We start from the raw sequence: 18,396 nt of genomic DNA on the forward strand, positions 1-18,396 counted from the left end.
CATCATTCAAACTAGAACACGTTATTGTTCTGTACAACGTTGCGGGGTAACTTCGTCCGCAAAACGCGAGTAATACCATGAGGAAAGTGGGTCGACGATGACGACGGCAGCAACTGAAACAGGTAGCAACACGGAACCCCATGCGCTGCTGGAGCGACGCGGCGCCACTCTGATCGTCACCATGAACCGGCCGGCCGTCCGCAATGCGCTGTCGGCCGAGATGCTCGACCTGATGGTGCAGGCGTGGGACACCGTCGACAACGACCCGGAGATCCGCTCCTGCATCCTCACCGGCGCGGGCGGCGCGTTCTGCGCGGGCGCCGACCTCAAGGCGATGACCAAACAGGATCCGGCCAAGAATATGAGCGCCGGCGGCGCCTTCGACCCGACCAACATTCCGGGTCTGCTCAAGGGCCGCCGCCTGACCAAGCCGCTGATCGCCGCCGTCGAGGGCGCGGCCATCGCCGGCGGAACCGAGATTCTGCAGGGCACCGACATCCGCGTCGCCGGCGAGAGCGCGAAATTCGGTGTCTCCGAGGCGCGCTGGAGCCTGTTCCCGATGGGCGGCTCGGCGGTGCGACTGCCCCGGCAGATCCCCTACACCGTCGCCGCCGACATCCTGCTCACCGGGCGCCACATCACCGCGGCCGAGGCCAAGGAGTACGGCCTGATCGGCCACGTGGTGCCGGACGGGACCGCGCTGGACAAGGCGCTCGAGCTCGCCGAGAAGATCAACGCCAACGGCCCGCTGGCGGTGCAGGCGATCCTGAAGACCATGCGCGACACCGAGGGCATGCACGAGAACGAGGCCTTCAAGATCGACTCGCAGCTCGGCCTCACCGTCTTCCGCAGCGAGGATGCCAAGGAAGGCCCGCGCGCCTTCGCCGAGCGCCGCAAGCCCGAGTTCAAGGGCCGCTGATTCGGCCGCACCCGGCTGCCGGGGCCGGGTGCGTGCACCGTCACAATTCCGGCTTCACCATCCGAGTGACCTGCTTGCGCAGGAAGTTCGGGGCGAAACGCCGTGCCAGCCACAGCGGCTTGGCCGGACCGGGGAAGATGAACAGTGGCGCCTTCGGGTCGGCTACCGCCCGCTCGGCGGCATCGAGCACCCGGTCCGGGGTGATGCCCTTCTGACCGGCGACCACTGCCTCGTTGGCGGCCCGAATGCCGTCCAGCAGCGGGGTTTCCACGATCGGCGGGCAGATCGAGATCACCCGCACCCCGGTCCCGTTCAACTCCTGGGCGAGCGCTTCGTGGTAGCAGACGACGGCGAATTTGGAGGCCGAGTAGGCGGCCAGGCCCGGCGAGGGCAGCCAGCCCGCCACCGAGGCGAACAGCACCAGCGTGCCGCGGCCCGCCTGCTTCATCTCCGGCACGATGGCCTGGCAGATATTGATCGTCCCGCCGTAGTTGATGTCCATCACCCGGCGCATCTCCGAAACATCGTGGGTCAGAGCCGAACCCACCCGGCACAGCGCCGCCGCGTGCACCACGTGCTCGATCGGCCCGAGGTCCGCGCGGACCTTGTCGACCACCGCGCGTACCGCCTGCTCGTCGGCGACATCACAGGTGTAGGTGCTCATATTCGGGGATCGGCGCGCGGTTTCGGCCAGGCCGGTCTCGTTGATATCGAGTGCGGCCACCCGATAGCCGCCCGCCGCCAGTCGCTGGGCCGCCATGCGTCCCATGCCGCTGGCGGCACCGGTCACCAGTGCTGTCTTGCTCATCGAACCTCCACCGCGTCTTCGAAAGTCATGCGCAGCAGTCCGATCCGGCTGCTGAAGAGTGCGCGCTTGGGCAACCCCAGGGCGCGCATCTGTTCGGCGACGGGGTGATCACCGAGTTCGATCCTGGTGCCGCCCAGCCCCATTCGCACCTGCGACGGATTCATCACCCACGGGGTACGGCGCAGGACGCCGTCCATATGGGTGTAGGCCGCGATCGACGCACCGCCCATGCCGCCCGGCGACGGCACGCCACCGGCGACCTCCATCGCCACCACCAGACGGTCGTCGATGCGCACCTCGCAGCGCTTGCCGCGACGCACCGGCGTGATCCGGATATCGGCGATCTCCTTGGGAAAGCCCCAGATCTCGCGGCCGGCGGCGCAGGTGAAGGTCTGGTTCACCGGCAGCCAGGGAATGTAGACGCCGAGGTCCTTGTCCCGGCCGCGCACCATGAGGGTGAGGCCGAATTCGTGATAGGGACCGAGGTCGCCGTCCACGTAGCGCACGAAGACCAGCGAGCACACCCCGCGTCCGGCGACCGTGAGTGGTTCGAGTCCGGTCGGCGCCACGATCTCCCGGGCCGCCGCCGCGTCGACGAGAAATGTCGCCGCGCAGGCGTCGGCGTCGCGGATCTCGACCGGCATCCTGACTTTTTCACCGAGTACGGAATGCACCGCTGTCATCCTCCAAGTAGAACACGTTCCAGTCTGATTCGGCAGGCCCTCTCGGCCGGGAAATCCCGGTCACCGAGATCGCCCGGACACGACGGCGCCGAACGCCGCGGGCGCGACGTCCGGCGAGGATCCCGAGGGGTTCAGGAGCCGACGGTGTGGGCCGGCGGATGGGATTCGGCATGGGCTTTCGCCCACCGGTAGTCCGGTTTTCCGCTGGGCGTGCGCCCGACCGCGTCGACCACCCAAATGCTGCGCGGCAGTTTGTATCCGGCGAGATGCTTGCGGACGTGTGCCTCGAGGTCGGCGAAATCCAGCGGATCGGCGCTTGCCGGTGACACCACCGCCGCGACCTGATGGCCCCAGCGCTCGTGCGGAACTCCGATGACCACCACGTCGTAGACGCCCTCATGGGCCTTCACGACGGCCTCCACCTCTTCGACGAACACCTTCTCGCCGCCGGTGTTGATCACCATGTTGCCGCGCCCGATCAGGGTGATGGTGCCGTCGGCCTCCACCCGCGCGCGGTCGTCGGTGATGACCATGCGGACGCCGTCGACGGTCTTGAACAGCTTGTCGGACTTGGTCTGGTCCTTGTAGTAGCCGAGGGGCACCGCCCCCTTCTTGGCCATCCAGCCCTCTTCGCCGGGGGCCACCTCCCGGCCCTCCTCGTTGACCACGACCGCACCGCGTCCGGTCTGCACGCGCGGCCCGCGGGACGGGTCGTCGTCCTTCTGCGCCACGCCGATGCCGCCGAATCCGGTTTCGGAGGAGCCGATCGAATCGGTGATCACCGCATGCGGGAACAACTCCAGCATCTCGTTCTTCACCGGCTGCGACAGCAGCGCCGCACCGGAGGCGAGGGCGACCATCGAGGAGGCGTCCACCGGCGACCGCCGATAGGAGTTGAGCAGCGGCCGTGCCATGGCATCGCCGGTGATGACGACGATATTCGCCCGCTGTCCGGCCACCACCTGCCAAACCCGGTCGGCGTCGAAGCGCGGTTCGTAGACGACGGTGTTGCCCGACCACAGTGCGGTGAACGTGGGCATCAGCGCGGCGGCGTGGATCAGCGGCGGCAGGATCAGCCAGCGCAGCGGGTCGTTCTGCGAGCCGACCCGGGACTGTTCGAACTCGTCGGCCACCGGCACGTTGGTGTAGAAGTCGATGCCGCCGCCGAGGACCCGCCACATATCCTCCTGGCGCCACATCACGCCCTTGGGCATGCCGGTGGTGCCGCCGGTGTACATCATGAACAGGTCGTCGGCGCTGCGCTCACCGAAATCGCGTGCGGCCGAGCTGCTTTCGAATGCCTCCGCGTACGGCGTGGATTCGCTGGGCAGCCCGTCACCGCCCTGATCGTCGTCGACGACGAAGACGTGGCGCAGCGTGGTCACCTGCGGACGCACCTGATCCACGACCTGCGCGTAGCACCGGTGGTGTACCACCGCCTCGAGGTCGGCGTTGTCGTAGACGTAGCGCAGTTCGTCCGCGCCGTAGCGGTAGTTGATATTGATCGGCACCGCCCGGATCTTGAAGGCGGCGATCAGGGTTTCCATCGTCTCGATGCTGTTGTGCATCTGGAAGCCGATGTGGCTGCCCTCCCCCAGGCCCACCGCGGCGAAGTGGTGAGCGAGCTGGTTGGCGCGGCGTTCCAGCTCCTGATAGGTGACCCGGCGCTCGCCCTGAATCAGCGCCACCCGATCCGGCATGGCGTCCACGGCGTGCTCGAACAGGTCGGCGAAATTGTTCGGCATATCTGAGATCTCTCGTCGGTAGCGGCGGTTCGGGACTGAGGGCGGTCAGACGACCGTCAGCGGCAGCGACTGCCGGGGCGCGAAGTGGAACTCCGCCCCGGTGCTGAACCGAGTGATCGCCACCTCCGGCGACTCCCGGAAAGGCGTTGCGGCAGCGGTGATCTCGACTACGAATTCGCGCTCGTCGCCCTCGCGGGCATGCACGTCGAATCGCGGATTCACCCCGCGCACCATGGCCGCCAGCGGCTCCAGATGTTCGGCGTCGACGGCGGCCGGCCAGCCGCCGTCGCGCACACCGGGACTGTCGCGCGCGATGCGCAGGATCGCGGAATCGTGATAGGCGTCGATCTGCATGTCGACGTAGGGCAGCGGATTCCACGCCGGATGCAGCCGCAGCACCTGGGCCAGATCCTCGAAGCCGGTACCGAGGCCCAGTACCGCGCGCAGGCGTTCGGAGGTGAGCCCGGCGATGCCGGTGAACTGTTTGCGCGCGATCGTGGCGGTGGTCTCCGCGTCCGCGCGCTCGCCGACCGCGATCAGGAATCCGAGGTTCAGCAGATGCTGCTGCAGGCACACCTCGTCGGCCATCCGGACCAGCGCCGAATGCGAGAAGTCCGCGAAGTCGATATCGCTCAGCAGTGGCCCGCGGTAGTCGGACCGGCCCGGACCCCCGGCTTCGATCGGCGCCAATTCGATATCGACAGCGGCGAATTCGGCCATGCGCGCCGCATTGCGCGGCACCGCGGGCGGTTCGTTGGCCGGGTCGATGCGAACCGTCCACGCGCACACCGGCACTCGATCGGCCGGCTGCCGGGGCGGCCGGTGGATCGGGCGCACCTGCGCATGCGGATTGGTGGCCAGCGCGGTCGCGTCGAAGGTGGGGTCCTCGATGGTGTGGCACATGGCCACCACGTAGTCCTCACCCATCGGCTCGACGTCGGCGAGCGCACCGCAGTGGTCGAGCCAGAACTCGCCGTTGTGGTCGTCGTCGACGCGGAACCGGAAGTCCATGAACTGCGGCGGCGCGCCGATATCCAGTTGCAGCCCTTTGAATATCGTGACGACGCCGTCGCCCGGGATGTCGAGGGCCGCGCGCATCCGGCGGGTGTAGATCGGGCTGGCCAGCTGCCATTCCTCGATCGCCACCTCGGCCATCCCGTCGCGCCCGAAGGCGCCGATCGAATGCGCCATCCCGGAGCGATCGATGAGATGCCCGCACAGCAGCAGTTCGGGCACCAGCGCCGCCAGCTGCTCCCGGCTGAGTGTGGCGAAGCGACTCGCGGGCATCGCGCTCACCACAGCGGGACCGGCGACTCGCCGATCTTGTACCAGCCCGGCAGCGGTCCCGCGCCCGAGCGTTCGATCCGCTTCTGCATCCCCTCCGACAGCGCGTTCGCCGTGATCATCTCCACGAACAGCGCCGAGACGTTGCCGAAGTCGAAAAAGTCACGCTGCCAGGACCATTGGAAGTTGCCGCCGTAGCGGAACCAGCTGCCGCCGATGCCCTCCGGGCTGTAGTGGCGGCCGTCGGGGCGGGTGTTCTCGTTGACCTGCTTCCACAAGCCGATCACGTTGCCGCTGCGCTCGTCGACGACGAATTCCTGGTACGGGTAGGTCCAGCCCTCGAGGCCGTCCATCTCCTGTCCCAGCGCCAGTTCGCGGATCTCGTCGCGGCCCACCGCCATGAATTCCTGGGTCGGTCCGTAGTTCCAGCCGTAGGTGGCGTCCTCGGTGTACATGTCGGCCAGCGGCCGCCAGTCCCCCGCCGCCTCGCAGCGTTCGTTCTCGACCACCCAGCGGCGGACCATCTCGTCGAGTTCGTCCCGGGAAAAACCGGACATCGCAGCTTCCTTCACATTCTGTGTCGAGGGCCGGCGCCGATATCCGGCACGGCCTGATCCGGGCGGTCACCGGGCTGCGGCGACCGCGAACGTCGTGGTCCGTCAGCCCGTTTTCGAGAACGAGTTCAGGCCGGGATATCCCTCGCGGACAGGCGCGAAAGACACATCGCTGGACATGTGTCTGGACGGTACCACCGCAATCGGGGACCGACAATGGATCGGCCATTTTTGCTACGAAGATGCGGACGTTCGACCAGGGTGCCGGCAACCGTCCACGCCGTGGTCGGCGCTGGTTCCGCCGCCTTGACACAACCGCGGAATTGAAACAAGTTCTTGCGCCAAGATCAGAGTCGAACCTATAGTTCCGTACACGTGTCCAGACAGCATCGAAAGGTACCCATGAGCGGGTCCACGAACGACAGCACCAGCGCTGCGGGCTTCATCGGCCTCGGCAATATGGGTGCGCCGATGGCCGAGCGGCTGCTGAAGCGCCCCGGCGGCCTCGTCGTCTGCGACACCCGGGCCGAGGCCGTGCAGCCGTTCGTCGACGGCGGCGCCGAGCCGGCGAAGACGGCGGCCGAGGTCGCCGAGCGCGCCGGGGTGATCTCGGTGGTCGTCCTCAACGACGAGCAGGTCCGATCCGTGGTGACCGGTCCGGACGGCCTGCTGAGCACCGCGCGCCCCGGCACGGTGATCGCCGTGCATTCGACCATCAGCGACCGGACCGCCGTAGAACTCGCCGGCATCTGCGCCGAACACGAGGTGGACTTCGTCGACGCCCCGGTCAGCGGCGGCGGCGCGGGGGCCAAGAAGGGGTCGCTCGCGGTCATGGTGGGCGGCAGCGACGCCGCCTTCGACAAGGTGCGCGAACCGTTCGGCTACTGGGCCGAACTGGTGGTGCACGCGGGCGAGGTCGGCGCCGGCACCCGGATGAAACTGGCCCGCAACCTGCTGCATTTCGTCTCGTTCACGGCCACCGCGGAGGCGCAGCGACTGGCCGAGGCGGCCGGGCTGAACATCGTCGACCTGGGCAAGGTGGTCCGGCATTCGGATGCCATCACCGGCGGGGCGGGCGCGATCATGCTGCGCGATACCACCGCACCGGTCGCGGTGGACGACTTCTGGCATTCGATCTTCACGCATACCCGCGATCTGGGTGAGAAGGATCTGTCGCTGGCACTGGCCCTGGGCGAGCGACTCGGCGTCGAGTTGCCCTTCGCCCGAATGGCATTGAGCGGACTCGGCGACGGGCTCGGCGTCGGGCCCGGCGATATCTCGCGGGCCGCCACCGACACTTCCGAGGAGAGCAATGAGCGCTGAAACCGACGGCCTCACCCCCGAGCAGCGTCGCGCGCGCGGGGTGGCCAAGATGGGCGAGGTCTACGGCTGGGAGATGTCCGACGGACCCGGCGCGCATTTCGCCGTGACGGCGGACCATCTGTTCGCCGACATCTGGAGCCGCCCGGAACTGTCCGTGCGTGATCGCCGCCTGCTGCTGCTCGGCGCGCTCACCGCACAGGGCCACCTCGACGTCACCGAGATCCAGGTCAGCGCGGCCCTGCGCAACGGTGAACTGACCGAGGAACAGTTGCGCGAGATCGCGATCTTCCTGTGCCACTACACCGGCTGGGCCGCCGGGACGAAACTCGACAGCGTCGTCGGCAAAGTCGTGGCCGCCGAAAAGAAGGCCAACGAGAAGGCCGCCGAAAAGAAGGCCGCCGCCCGAGCCGCCGAATCCGCCGAGAAGTGAGGAACGAACCCACCATGTCCGACACCCTGGGTGTACGCCCCCAGCCCGCCGCCGACATCACCGACTGGGACTACGAGGCCGATGTGGTGATCGCCGGATACGGCATCGCCGGCGTCGCCGCGGCAATCGAGGCCGCCCGGGCCGGCGCGGACGTGCTGGTGCTCGAGCGCACCGGCGGCTGGGGCGGTGCGGCCTCCCTGTCGGGCGGATTCATCTATCTGGGTGGCGGCACTCCGCTGCAGAAGGCGCTCGGTTTCGAGGACACCCCGGAGAACATGGAGAAGTTCATGCTGGCCGCCCTCGGGCCCGGCGTGGACGAGGCCAAGATTCACGACTACTGCCAGGGCAGCGTTGAACACTTCAACTGGCTTGTCGCCCAAGGTGTTCCGTTCAAAGAGGAATTCTGGGGCGAGCCGGGCTGGGAACCCCCGCACGACGAGGGCCTGATGTACTCCGGCGGTGAGAACGCCGCGCCGTTCAAGGACATCGCCACCCCTGCCCCGCGCGGCCACCTGCCGCAGATGCAGAACAAGCGCATCGGCGAGCAGGGCGGCGGTTACATGCTGATGAAGCCGCTCACCGACACCGCCGAATCCCTCGGTGTGCGAGCCGAGTACGACATCCGGATTCAGCGGCTCGTGGTCGCGGCCGACAACCGCGTCGTCGGCGTGGTGGCCAAGCGCTACGGCAAGGAGATCACCGTGCGCGCCCGCCGCGGCGTGGTGCTGGCCACCGGCAGCTTCGCCTACGAGCAGCGGATGATCGAGGGCTACGCCCCGCGACTCATCGGCCGGCCCGCCGCCGCGATCGAGGAACACGACGGCATCGGCATCCGGGTCGCCCAGGCGCTCGGCGCCGAACTGGCGCATATGGACGCCACCGAGGTCGCCTTCTTCGGCGATCCGCAGATGATGGTCCGCGGCATTCTGGTCAACGGCCGCGGTCAGCGCTACATCGCCGAGGACACCTATCCGGGCCGGATCGGCCAGGCCACGCTGATCCAGCAGGACAACCAGGCCTACCTGATCATCGACGAGGCCGCGCTCGAGGAAGCGCTGAAGACCGAGACCAGCAGCCCCTTCTTCCGCCAGCCCCCCACCTGGGCGGCGGAGACGGTCGAGGAACTCGAAAGCGATATGGGCCTGCCCGCGGGCTCGCTGCAGGCCACCGTCGAGGTCTACAACCGGCACGCCGAATCCGGCTCCGATCCGCTGCTGGGCAAGAAGCCGGAGTGGGTGAAGCCGATCGGCACACCGGTGGCCGGGTTCGATATGCGCAACTTCACCGCCGGATTCACCCTGGGCGGTCTGCGCACCGATCTGGATTCCCGGGTCATCCACGTCACGGGCGAGCCGATCCCCGGCTTGTACGCCGCGGGCCGCTGCACCTCCGGTGTCTGCGCGGGCGGCTACGCCAGCGGCACCTCCCTCGGCGACGGCAGCTTCTACGGTCGCCGCGCGGGCCGCGCCGCCGCCAACGACGGTCCGGCCTCGAGCTGATGCCCGACCGAACCGAAAGGAACATCATGCGTTTCGGCATCGTCCTGTTCACCAGCGACCGCGGCATCCGGCCGGCGGTCGCGGCCGAGGCCGCCGAGGAGCGCGGCTTCGAGTCGTTCTTCGTGCCCGAGCACACCCACATCCCGATCAAACGGGAGGCGGCGCATCCACTGACCGGCGACGAGAGCCTGCCCGACGACCGGTACATGCGCACCCTGGACCCGTGGGTGGCGCTGGCCACCGCGGCGGCGGTCACCGAACGCATCGAATTGTCCACGGCGGTGGCACTTCCCACCGAACACGATCCCATCACGCTGGCCAAGACCATCGCGACCCTGGACCACCTGTCCGGCGGCCGGGTCAGCGTCGGCGCCGGATTCGGCTGGAACACCGACGAACTCGCCGACCACGGCGTGCCGGGCAACAAGCGCCGCACGGTGCTGCGCGAGTACCTCGAGGCCATGCGAGCGCTGTGGACCGAGGAAGAGGCGAGCTACGACGGCGACTTCGTGAAGTTCGGCCCCAGCTGGGCGTGGCCGAAGCCGGTACAGGCGAAGGTGCCGGTGCTGATCGGCACCGCGGGCACCGAACAGGGTTTCCGCTGGATCGCGCGCTCGGCCGACGGCTGGATCACCACCCCGTACGAGACCCATACGCTGCTGGAACGCCTGCAGCTGCTGACCAAGGTGTGGCAGGAGGCCGGCCGCGAGGACACCCCGCGGGTGGTCGCCCTCGACGGCAAACCCGACACGCAGCGGCTTACCGAATGGAGCGCCGCCGGGGTGACCGACGTACTGTACGGACTGCCGGACAAGTCCGAAGCCGAGGTGCTGGCCTATCTCGACCGCCTGGCCGGCAAGCTCGCGCCCCTGCGCGCGAGCGCCTGAACCACCACCGCGACCTGGCGCCTGAACAGGAAGTGAGCCGAAGACGTGCGTATCGTCCTGCTGTCCTACCGCAGCAAGACCCACTGTGGCGGGCAGGGGGTGTATGTCCGGAAGTTGAGCCACGGCCTGGCCGAACTCGGCCATGAGGTCGAGGTGTTCTCCGGTCAGCCCTACCCGGAACTGCTCGATCCCCGGGTGAAGCTGACCGAGGTGCCGAGCCTGGATCTGTACCGCGATTCCGATCCGTTCCGCACGCCGCGGCCCGGGGAGATCCGCGACCGCATCGACCTGCTGGAACTGGGCACGATGTGGACCGCCGGATTCCCCGAGCCGCGCACGTTCAGCCTGCGCGCGGCACGGCTGTTGCGTTCGCGCGCAGCGGATTTCGATGTCGTGCACGACAACCAGTGCCTGGGTTCCGGACTGCTCGACATCGCCCGCCGGGTGCCGCTGGTGGCCACCATCCACCATCCGATCACCCGCGACCGGGCCGTCGATCTGGCGGCCGCGCCGTGGCGGCGCAAGGCGTTCGTCCACCGCTGGTACGGGTTCCTCGGCATGCAGCAGCGCGTCGCCCGGCTGATTCCGGATCTGATCACCGTCTCCTCGACCTCGGCGGCCGATATCGCCGACGACTTCGGCGTCGACGCCTCCCAGTTGCGGGTGGTCCCGCTCGGCGTCGACACCGAACTGTTCCGGCCGCGCGAGCGTCGCGTACCGGGCCGGATCGTGGCCGTGGCCAGCGCCGACAAACCGCTCAAGGGCATCTCTCACCTGCTGCAGGCGCTCGCGCGGCTGCGGCTCACCCACGACGTCGAATTGCAGCTGGTGGCCAAGCTGGAACCGAACGGCCCCACCGAGAAGCTGATCGCCGAACTGGGCATCTCCGATATCGTCACGGTGTCGAGCGGACTGTCCGACGAGGCACTGGCCGAACTGCTGGCCTCGGCGCAGATCTCCTGCATTCCGTCCATGTACGAGGGCTTCTCGCTGCCCGCCGTGGAGGCGCTGGCCAGCGGCACCGCCCTGGTCGCCAGCCGGGCCGGCGCACTGCCGGAGGTGGCGGCCGACTGTGCCGAACTGGTGGAGCCCGGCAATGTGGACGAACTGACCGGCGTCCTCGGGAAATTGCTCGACAATCCGCGTCGCATCGACGACCTCGGCGCCGCCGGGCGCCACCGCGCACTCACCGTCTTCAGCTGGGAAGCCGTGGCAGCCCAAACCGTTTCGGTGTACGAACGCGCCATCGCCCGCCGCCAGGGCACTGACCTGACCGCCGATACACAGGAGGCGAACGTATGCTGACCGTCGATTTCGACCGCTTGGGAATCGGTCCGGGCCTGCGGGTCATCGATGTGGGATGCGGACAGGGTCGCCATGCCTTCGAGGCGTATCGGCGCGGCGCCGATATCGTCGCCTTCGATCAGAACGCCGACGATCTCGCCGATGTGAAGGTCATGTTCGGCGCGCTGGCCGAGGCCGGCGAGGCTCCCGATTACGCGCAGGCCGAGACGGTCCAGGGCGACGCGCTGGCCATGCCCTTCGAGGACGGCGAATTCGACGTGGTCATCGCCTCCGAGATCCTCGAGCACATTCCGGCCGACGACGGCGCGATCGCGGAACTGGTGCGCATTCTGAAACCCGGTGGGGCCCTTGTTATCACGGTGCCGCGCTGGCTGCCCGAGCGGATCTGCTGGCTGCTCTCGGACGAATACCACGCCAACGAGGGCGGTCACGTGCGCATCTACCGCGCCGACGAACTGCGCGGCAAGGTCGCCGCACGCGGCATGCGCTTCATCCACAGCGAACACGCGCACGCGCTGCACGCCCCGTACTGGTGGCTGAAGTGCCTGGTCGGCGTGGACAAGCCCGATGCCCGGCCGGTGCAGCTGTATCACCGGATGCTGGTGTGGGACATGATGAAACGGCCGTGGCTGACCCGTGTCGCCGAATCGGCCCTGGACCCGGTGATCGGCAAGAGCGTCGCCTTGTACTTCACCAAGCCGGCGGTGTCCGGTGCGCGCCGCTGAGCTGCCCTCGATTCCCGGCGTCCTCACCGCCCGGCAGTGCCTGGCCACCGCGGAATCCATTGCCGCACAACAGCACAGCGACGGCGCCATCCCGTGGTTCCGGGGTGGGCACACCGATCCCTGGGATCATGTCGAGTCGGCGATGGCGCTGACGGTGGCGGGTCTGTACGACGCCGCGCGCGCCGCCTACGCCTGGTCGGCGGACACCCAGCGCGCGGACGGCTCCTGGCCGTCGCAATTTCGCGGCGACATCGTCGAGACCGCCGATACCGATACCAATTTCTGCGCCTACATCGCCACCGGTGTCTGGCACTACTACCGCTGCACCGGTGATCGGCGCTTCGTGGACGCGATGTGGCCGACCGTGCGCGCGGCGATCGACTACGTCATCTCGTTGCAGCAGGGACGCAACGGCGAGATCTATTGGCTGCAGACCGAACAGGGCATCCTGCCCGAGGCTTTGCTGACCGGCTGCTCGAGCATGTTCCACAGCATCGGCTGTGGGCTGGCGATCGCGGAACTGCTCGGCCTCGCCCAGCCGGAATGGGAGGTCGCGGCCCTGCGCCTCGGCCACGCACTGCGGCATCATCCGGAAGCCTTCGCCGAGAAGGACCGGTATTCGATGGACTGGTACTACCCGGTGCTGGGCGGGGCGCTGCGCGCAGAGGCGGGACATGCTCGGATCGCCTCGCGCTGGAGCGATTTCGTCGTCGGCGAGATCGGCATTCGCTGCGTCTCCGACCGGCCGTGGGTGACCGGCGCCGAAACCTGCGAACTGGCACTGGCGCTGGACGCCCTCGGCGATTCCGATCGCGCGCTGCGCCTGCTGGCGAGTATCCAGCACCTGCGCGAGGACGACGGATCCTATTGGACCGGACTGGTTTTCGCCGACGGCAAGCGCTGGCCGGAGGAGCGCACCACCTGGACCGGCGCGGCGGCGGTGCTGGCCGCCGACGCGCTGACCCGCACCACCGGCGGCAACGGGATCTTCCGCGACCTGGTGCCCGGGGCGGATATCGCGACCGGCCTCACCTGCGACTGCGTGCGTTCACCCAGCTGAGCCGGCCGCGACTTCACCGCTTCCGCTTCGGCCGTTTCAGCCCTTACCGCCACACCCCGTGCCGCGCTCGAGCAACCGCAGCGATCCGATGGCCGCGACTTCGCGGAAATTACCGCTGTCCAACGCCTTTCGGTAGATGTGGTACGGGGCCTGCCCGCCGTCGGCCGGATCCGGGAAGACGTCGTGGATGGCCAGCACACCACCGGCCGCCACCCAGTGCGCCCAGCCATCGTAATCGCGCTGGGCCGCGGCCTCGGTATGCCCGCCGTCGATGAACAGCAGCCGGATCGGGCTGCGCCAGTGCTTCGCCACGGTCGCCGAGGGGCCCACGACGCCGACCACGGTATCGGTCAATTCCGCGCGCACCATGGTGCGGCGGAATGTGGTGACGGTGTCGAAGCGGCCGGTTTCGGGATCGACCAGCGAGGTGTCGTGATATTCCCAGCCGGGCTGATGTTCCTCGGACCCGTGATGATGGTCGATGGTGTAGACGGTGGCGCCGGTTTCGCGGGCCGCCGCGCCGAGATAGATCGCCGACTTACCGCAGTAGGTGCCGATTTCCACGATTATCCCGTCGCCCGCGTAGCGCCGGGCGGCCTCGTAGAGCGCGCGTCCCTCCTCGACCGGCATGAAGCCGATCGCCTGCTCGGCCAGCTCGAACAATCGGCGAGTATCCGCGGAAATTTCGGATTCCGCGGGAATTATCGAATCGGCACGAGTCATCAGAAGAACACCTTTCGGAAATCATCTCTCGATACTTTGCGAGCGGATGCGATATTTTGCGATTTGCGACTGTATCCGCTTCGGCAACGGGTATGCGAGTTGCTTTCGAAGCTTCACTACAGTAGCATCCAGACACGTGTCCGATCCCATTTCCACCGAGCCTACACCGGTGAATATGGAGGCAACTCGCCGCCGCCTCACCGAGAAGCAGGCCGATACCGTCGACCGGCTGACCAAGGCCGCGCTGGAAGTTCTGTCGCGCGAGGGCTTCGCCGGTCTCACCGTGCGCATGGTGGCCGCGGCCGCCGGAGTGGGTACGGCCACCGCCTACACCTATTTCTCTTCCAAGGAACACCTGGTCGCCGAGGTCTTCTGGCGGCGACTGGCCGCCGATGCGCCCCCCGAGCCGGAGGCGGGCGCCGACCGGACCACCCGGGTGGTCGCCGTTTTGCGCCAGATCGCGATGCTGGTCGCCGACGAACCCGCGCTGGCGGGCGCGGTGACCAGCGCGCTGCTGGGCACCGATCCCGACGTCGCGCATCTGCGCCTGCGCATCGGGACCGAGATCCGGCGGCGCCTGCTGGACGCGCTGGGCCCGGACGCCGATCCCGATGTGGTGGAGACGCTGGAATTGCTTTATGCCGGCGCCCTGGTTCGCGCCGGCGTGGGTTACGCCTCGTATGCCGAAATCGCGGACCGGCTGGAAAAATCGGCCCTGCAAGTGCTGCGGGACTGAATACGCGATTTCCGGCGGCGTCCGGAAATTACGGCAATACCGATTCGATCGCCGCGACCACACTCGGATCCTGCGGTTCGGTGCGCGGGCGGAAACGACCGACGACCTTACCGTCACGATCGATCAGGAACTTTTCGAAATTCCATTGAATATCGCCGGCATCGCCTTCGGCATCGGCGGTCTGCACGAGTTCGCGATACAGCGGATGCCGGTCGTCACCGTTGACGTCGACCTTGGCCAGCAGCGGGAAATCCACCCCGTAGGTGGTCGAGCAGAACTGCTGGATCTCCTCGGCGGTGCCCGGCTCCTGTCCCATGAACTGGTTGCACGGCACGCCGACGACGCTGAATCCGCGTGAGCCGTAGGCCTGCTGCAGCGCCACCAGTCCGGTGTACTGCGGTGTCAGACCACATTTCGAGGCGACGTTGACCACGAGTAGCGCCTTGTCACCGGCGAGTTCGGCGAGGGTCGCGGGTTCACCGGCGAGCGTCTGTACGGGAATTTCACGAATATCGGTCACAGTCGAAATGATAGGTGGAATCTCGGCCGCCGCGAGGGCGACTTCCGCCGCCGGGCCCGTCCGCCGACGGGCCGAGGGGAGTTGGCGAACCCTCGTCACCACCTTTCCGCGCCGAGGAAGAACTGCAACCTGTTCTATGATGTGACGTGAACAACATCCCTGGTCATAGCCAGGAAGTCGCTCCCGGACCGCGTCCCGGAGATCATTTTTCCCCAGCGTGCGTCTTCACCATTATTAGAACTTGTTCTACAGTGAGCTGAGGCACGCTCCCGCGCCGAGCGGAGCCGCGATCAGCCGCTACCACTTCGAAGATGAGGTAACCGAACATGACCGACACCAGCGCAGCCGATTACATCGTCATCGGCGCGGGCAGCTCCGGTGCCACTGTCGCGAGTCGGCTCGCCGAGCAGGGCGCCAGCGTCATCCTGCTCGAGGCCGGCCGCAAGGACAACACCAAGTTGGTCACGGTCCCGGGCATGATCACGACGGTTCACACGGTTCCGCAGCTCAAGCATCAGGTCACCTGGTCGCAGTACTCGATTCCGCAGAAGCACGCCGCCGAGCGCCGGGTACCGATGACGCGCGGCAAGGTGCTGGGCGGTTCGAGTTCGGTCAACGGCATGCTCTTCGTGCGCGGAAACAAGGCCAACTTCGACTCCTGGGCCGCCGAGGGCTGTGAGGGCTGGAGCTACGAGGACGTGCTGCCTGCCTACAAGCGCCTGGAGAACTGGGAGGACGGCGCCAGCGAGCTGCGCGGTTCCGGCGGTCCCATCGAGGTGACGCGGCAGAAGGAACTGACCCCGATCGCTCAGGAGTGGATGGAGGCCGCGGCCGAAACCTTCGGCGTCCCGGTCATCGAGGACTACAACGGCGAGTCCCAAGAGGGCATCAGCATCTTCCAGCAGAGCGTGCGAGACGGCTTGCGCTACAGCTCCTCTCGCGGCTTCATCACCAACCGCCCCAACCCGAATCTGAAGGTCGTCACCAAGGCGCACGTGGCGCGCGTGGTGATCGAGAAGGGCCGCGCGACCGGCGTCGAGGTCATCGAGAAGAAGGGCCGCCGGATCATCCGCGCCGAGAAGGAGGTCGTGGTCTCCGGTGGCGTGATGGGTTCCGCGCACATCCTGATGCTGTCCGGCGTCGGCCCCGCCGGGCACCTGCGCGACCTCGGCATCGAGGTCAACGCGGATCTGCCGGTCGGCCAGAACCTGCACGACCACCTGTTCGTACCGATGACCTTCATCTCGAAGAAGGCGCTGCACCGCGGCATTCCGTCGCATTTCGCGGCCGGTTTCCTCAAGGAACTGCGCAGCCCCGGCAGCTCCTGGTTCGGGCGCACGGTCTTCGAATCCGTGGGCTTCGTGCGGACCTCGTTCGCCAAGGACATCCCGGATATGCAGATCCACACCCTGCCGTGGAGCTACCCGACGCCCAACCAGGACGAGGACAAGCTGCACATGGTGGACAAGCGGGAGGCGCTGACCATCTTCCCGACCCTGATCTACCCGAAGAGCCGCGGCGAACTGCGCCTGGCCTCCACCGACCCGCTGGCCTCGCCGCTGATCGACCCGGGCTACCTCTCGGACCCGGCCGATATGGACTTCCTGGTCGAGGCCATCGGCATGATCCGCGAAGCCGCGGCGAACAAGGCGATCGCCGGCGACATCACCGAGGAGTTCTCCCCCGGCCCCGCGTTCACCGACGAGACCGCGCTGCGCCGCGAGCTGCCGATGCGGATCCACTCGGTCTACCACCCGGTCGGCACCTGCCGGATGGGCGTGGACGAGCGCGCGGTGGTCGACCCGCAACTGCGGGTGCGCGGCATCGAGGGCCTGCGGGTCGCCGACGCCTCGATCATGCCGAGCATCACCGGCGGCAACACCAACGCACCGTGCTACATGATCGGTGAGAAGGCGGCCGAATTCATCACCGCCTCGGCGTAATTCACCTCGTTCGCCCGGCCCCGTCGCGATCCGAAATCGCGACGGGGCCGTCGTCTAGGCGGGGCGTCAGATTTCGCCGAGATCGATGTCGACAGTCAACGGTACCGCCGCCTTGATGACGCCCGTGTACATCTCGCCGGTCCGATATGCCCTCGTTGCCGGGTCGAGGATGTAGGTGTAGATCAGCGGGACGCCGGTCGCGGCCTGTTCGACTCGCCAATAGAAGGCGATACCCCCCTTGGCGTATTGGTCGACCTTCACGATCCGATCGGGTTGTCTCGGATCCGGGCGAGACGACCTCCGCGACCAGCAGCACGTGTTCCGGGCGGGTGGGGGTGACGTCGATCGTGTCCGCTCGGTACACCACGACATCCGGGCGGCGGTTGGTGAGCGGGACATCCTGCAGACGGGCGTCGAAGTCGGTATCGGCGTTCCATTCCGGTCCCGACGCGGCATCCAGCGCGTTCGCCAGAACCCGCGCCAACCGGTTGTGCCGCTTGGACGCGCTGGGGCTCACAACGGCGATGCCCGCCACGATTTCCATTCGTGCACAGCGCTCTTCGGGCCAGGAATCGTATTCCGCTGCCGTGACTTGCTGGTGCATCTATGCCCCCACGCCGGTATCGACACTCATGACACCCGCCCCTCCCGAGCAGTTTCCGACCTGCTCACTCCGGCTTCGGAGGATCGACGCCGACACCGAGATATGTTGCGGGGAACAGAAGCAACTACGCAAGGAGCGCGAGTTGTCGCGCCGACAGCCGAACATGCCGCGTGTCGGCGGGTGCCCCGAAGTAATCGTGCAAACTTCGACGATATTCGCGGTTTTCTCGCATTCTCGGCGGGGTTTGCACGATAAGTTCACGGGCGGGCGATGACGATCGCCACCCCGCCCACAGGGCGGTCTCTCGCAATCGGCGCGGCACCTGAGCATCACCGGACAGTCGCCGGCGATCGCTCCTCACTGCGAGTCACCGCGTCGGCCTTTCCCAGACGGTGCGGGTCGACAGGCCGAGATAGACGCAGGTTTCGTGAGATGTTGGCGGGCGGCGGGGTATCAGGTCGTTCAGGCAGGGTTGAGTCCAGCAGGATGGTGTATGGCCGGACGCCAGCAAAGTGCGGGCGTGTCGTAGCCGGATAGGGGGTGGTCACCGCGTGATCCTTCAAAAGACCGGCAAGTCACTTGAAGGAAAGAAAGTTCACGCGATGACCTCTGTCCAGCCTATCGACCCGTCCAAGATGCTGTCGGACC

18 protein-coding genes and 1 pseudogene are annotated in these 18,396 nt (G+C 67.4%); 10 read left to right on the forward strand and 9 right to left on the reverse strand.

Annotated features, from left to right (window positions below):
• Positions 1 to 97: 97 nt before the first annotated feature.
• Entirely contained in the window at positions 98 to 919 is an 822-nt protein-coding gene (locus tag A5789_RS30145; protein WP_036525233.1) for a crotonase/enoyl-CoA hydratase family protein, read from the forward strand.
• 40 nt (positions 920 to 959) lie between these two features.
• Here A5789_RS30145 and A5789_RS30150 read toward each other — a convergent pair whose 3' ends face one another.
• From A5789_RS30150 to A5789_RS30170, 5 genes are all read right to left on the reverse strand, one after another.
• Positions 960 to 1,727, reverse strand: coding sequence for an SDR family oxidoreductase (locus A5789_RS30150; RefSeq protein ID WP_064906096.1), 768 nt, complete (start codon positions 1,725 to 1,727; stop codon positions 960 to 962).
• Positions 1,724 to 2,410 carry an acetoacetate decarboxylase family protein gene (locus A5789_RS30155; protein WP_030516450.1) on the reverse strand — a complete coding sequence of 229 codons (687 nt, stop codon included), beginning with the start codon at positions 2,408 to 2,410 and terminating at the stop codon, positions 1,724 to 1,726. The genes A5789_RS30150 and A5789_RS30155 overlap by 4 nt, the downstream gene beginning before the upstream one ends.
• Positions 2,411 to 2,541: 131 nt before the next feature.
• On the reverse strand, positions 2,542 to 4,155 hold the full coding sequence (locus A5789_RS30160) for an acyl-CoA synthetase (protein ID WP_063011049.1): 1,614 nt from the start codon (positions 4,153 to 4,155) through the stop codon (positions 2,542 to 2,544).
• Between the two features lie 45 nt (positions 4,156 to 4,200).
• Entirely contained in the window at positions 4,201 to 5,442 is a 1,242-nt protein-coding gene (locus tag A5789_RS30165; RefSeq protein ID WP_104362491.1) for a hypothetical protein, read from the reverse strand.
• 5 nt (positions 5,443 to 5,447) lie between these two features.
• Positions 5,448 to 5,996 (reverse strand): nuclear transport factor 2 family protein, encoded by a 549-nt coding sequence (locus tag A5789_RS30170; RefSeq protein ID WP_030516453.1) that lies wholly within the window; start codon positions 5,994 to 5,996, stop codon positions 5,448 to 5,450.
• Positions 5,997 to 6,395: 399 nt separating this feature from the next.
• Here A5789_RS30170 and A5789_RS30175 point away from each other — a divergent pair, with 399 nt between their 5' ends.
• From A5789_RS30175 to A5789_RS30205, 7 genes are read left to right on the forward strand one after another with little or no spacing between them, the layout of a single operon-like run.
• Positions 6,396 to 7,316: an NAD(P)-dependent oxidoreductase gene (locus A5789_RS30175; protein WP_064906092.1), complete on the forward strand. Its 921-nt coding sequence runs from the start codon at positions 6,396 to 6,398 to the stop codon at positions 7,314 to 7,316.
• Complete coding sequence (locus A5789_RS30180) at positions 7,306 to 7,746, forward strand: carboxymuconolactone decarboxylase family protein (RefSeq protein WP_064906090.1); 441 nt, start codon at positions 7,306 to 7,308, stop codon at positions 7,744 to 7,746. The genes A5789_RS30175 and A5789_RS30180 overlap by 11 nt, the downstream gene beginning before the upstream one ends.
• 14 nt (positions 7,747 to 7,760) lie before the next feature.
• Complete coding sequence (locus A5789_RS30185; RefSeq protein ID WP_063011044.1) at positions 7,761 to 9,245, forward strand: FAD-dependent oxidoreductase; 1,485 nt, start codon at positions 7,761 to 7,763, stop codon at positions 9,243 to 9,245.
• Between the two features lie 26 nt (positions 9,246 to 9,271).
• The gene (locus A5789_RS30190) at positions 9,272 to 10,132 is read left to right on the forward strand and encodes an LLM class F420-dependent oxidoreductase (RefSeq protein WP_030516457.1); all 861 of its coding nucleotides are present in this window, start codon (positions 9,272 to 9,274) and stop codon (positions 10,130 to 10,132) included.
• Positions 10,133 to 10,177: 45 nt separating this feature from the next.
• Positions 10,178 to 11,437 (forward strand): glycosyltransferase family 4 protein, encoded by a 1,260-nt coding sequence (locus tag A5789_RS30195; RefSeq protein WP_064906088.1) that lies wholly within the window; start codon positions 10,178 to 10,180, stop codon positions 11,435 to 11,437.
• Positions 11,431 to 12,162: a class I SAM-dependent methyltransferase gene (locus A5789_RS30200; RefSeq protein WP_064906086.1), complete on the forward strand. Its 732-nt coding sequence runs from the start codon at positions 11,431 to 11,433 to the stop codon at positions 12,160 to 12,162. The genes A5789_RS30195 and A5789_RS30200 overlap by 7 nt, the downstream gene beginning before the upstream one ends.
• Complete coding sequence (locus tag A5789_RS30205) at positions 12,149 to 13,222, forward strand: hypothetical protein (RefSeq protein WP_064906084.1); 1,074 nt, start codon at positions 12,149 to 12,151, stop codon at positions 13,220 to 13,222. Before A5789_RS30200 ends, A5789_RS30205 begins: the two co-directional genes overlap by 14 nt.
• A gap of 36 nt (positions 13,223 to 13,258) precedes the next feature.
• On the opposite strand, the gene A5789_RS30210 is transcribed toward A5789_RS30205, so the two are convergent.
• A complete protein-coding gene (locus A5789_RS30210; protein ID WP_063024157.1) occupies positions 13,259 to 13,945 on the reverse strand; it encodes a class I SAM-dependent methyltransferase in 687 nt (228 codons plus the stop codon).
• Positions 13,946 to 14,114: 169 nt separating this feature from the next.
• On the opposite strand from A5789_RS30210, the gene A5789_RS30215 reads away from it, so the two are divergent.
• Positions 14,115 to 14,681 carry a TetR/AcrR family transcriptional regulator gene (locus tag A5789_RS30215; protein WP_030516462.1) on the forward strand — a complete coding sequence of 189 codons (567 nt, stop codon included), beginning with the start codon at positions 14,115 to 14,117 and terminating at the stop codon, positions 14,679 to 14,681.
• A gap of 28 nt (positions 14,682 to 14,709) precedes the next feature.
• Here A5789_RS30215 and A5789_RS30220 read toward each other — a convergent pair whose 3' ends face one another.
• Positions 14,710 to 15,201, reverse strand: coding sequence for a glutathione peroxidase (locus tag A5789_RS30220; RefSeq protein WP_063011034.1), 492 nt, complete (start codon positions 15,199 to 15,201; stop codon positions 14,710 to 14,712).
• A gap of 326 nt (positions 15,202 to 15,527) precedes the next feature.
• Here A5789_RS30220 and A5789_RS30225 point away from each other — a divergent pair, with 326 nt between their 5' ends.
• Positions 15,528 to 17,144 (forward strand): GMC family oxidoreductase, encoded by a 1,617-nt coding sequence (locus A5789_RS30225; protein ID WP_063011032.1) that lies wholly within the window; start codon positions 15,528 to 15,530, stop codon positions 17,142 to 17,144.
• Between the two features lie 66 nt (positions 17,145 to 17,210).
• On the opposite strand, the gene A5789_RS38130 is transcribed toward A5789_RS30225, so the two are convergent.
• Both A5789_RS38130 and A5789_RS38695 read right to left on the reverse strand, forming a co-directional pair.
• On the reverse strand, positions 17,211 to 17,405 hold the full coding sequence (locus A5789_RS38130; RefSeq protein WP_227462925.1) for a hypothetical protein: 195 nt from the start codon (positions 17,403 to 17,405) through the stop codon (positions 17,211 to 17,213).
• Positions 17,406 to 17,418: 13 nt separating this feature from the next.
• A pseudogene (locus tag A5789_RS38695) lies at positions 17,419 to 17,748 on the reverse strand (Uma2 family endonuclease); the annotation flags it as partial.
• Positions 17,749 to 18,396: the final 648 nt, after the last annotated feature.

It is taken from the genome of Nocardia sp. 852002-51101_SCH5132738, from assembly GCF_001665695.1.
Classification (GTDB): domain Bacteria; phylum Actinomycetota; class Actinomycetes; order Mycobacteriales; family Mycobacteriaceae; genus Nocardia; species Nocardia nova.

Excerpts from the sequence above, each read along its gene's own strand:
- A5789_RS30145 (WP_036525233.1), top strand. The coding sequence starts at position 98 with ATGACGACGGCAGCAACTGAAACAGGTAGCAACACGGAACCCCATGCG.
- A5789_RS30150 (WP_064906096.1), bottom strand. The coding sequence starts at position 1,727 with ATGAGCAAGACAGCACTGGTGACCGGTGCCGCCAGCGGCATGGGACGC.
- A5789_RS30155 (WP_030516450.1), bottom strand. The coding sequence starts at position 2,410 with ATGACAGCGGTGCATTCCGTACTCGGTGAAAAAGTCAGGATGCCGGTC.
- A5789_RS30160 (WP_063011049.1), bottom strand. The coding sequence starts at position 4,155 with ATGCCGAACAATTTCGCCGACCTGTTCGAGCACGCCGTGGACGCCATG.
- A5789_RS30165 (WP_104362491.1), bottom strand. The coding sequence starts at position 5,442 with ATGCCCGCGAGTCGCTTCGCCACACTCAGCCGGGAGCAGCTGGCGGCG.
- A5789_RS30170 (WP_030516453.1), bottom strand. The coding sequence starts at position 5,996 with ATGTCCGGTTTTTCCCGGGACGAACTCGACGAGATGGTCCGCCGCTGG.
- A5789_RS30175 (WP_064906092.1), top strand. The coding sequence starts at position 6,396 with ATGAGCGGGTCCACGAACGACAGCACCAGCGCTGCGGGCTTCATCGGC.
- A5789_RS30180 (WP_064906090.1), top strand. The coding sequence starts at position 7,306 with ATGAGCGCTGAAACCGACGGCCTCACCCCCGAGCAGCGTCGCGCGCGC.
- A5789_RS30185 (WP_063011044.1), top strand. The coding sequence starts at position 7,761 with ATGTCCGACACCCTGGGTGTACGCCCCCAGCCCGCCGCCGACATCACC.
- A5789_RS30190 (WP_030516457.1), top strand. The coding sequence starts at position 9,272 with ATGCGTTTCGGCATCGTCCTGTTCACCAGCGACCGCGGCATCCGGCCG.
- A5789_RS30200 (WP_064906086.1), top strand. The coding sequence starts at position 11,431 with ATGCTGACCGTCGATTTCGACCGCTTGGGAATCGGTCCGGGCCTGCGG.
- A5789_RS30210 (WP_063024157.1), bottom strand. The coding sequence starts at position 13,945 with ATGACTCGTGCCGATTCGATAATTCCCGCGGAATCCGAAATTTCCGCG.
- A5789_RS30225 (WP_063011032.1), top strand. The coding sequence starts at position 15,528 with ATGACCGACACCAGCGCAGCCGATTACATCGTCATCGGCGCGGGCAGC.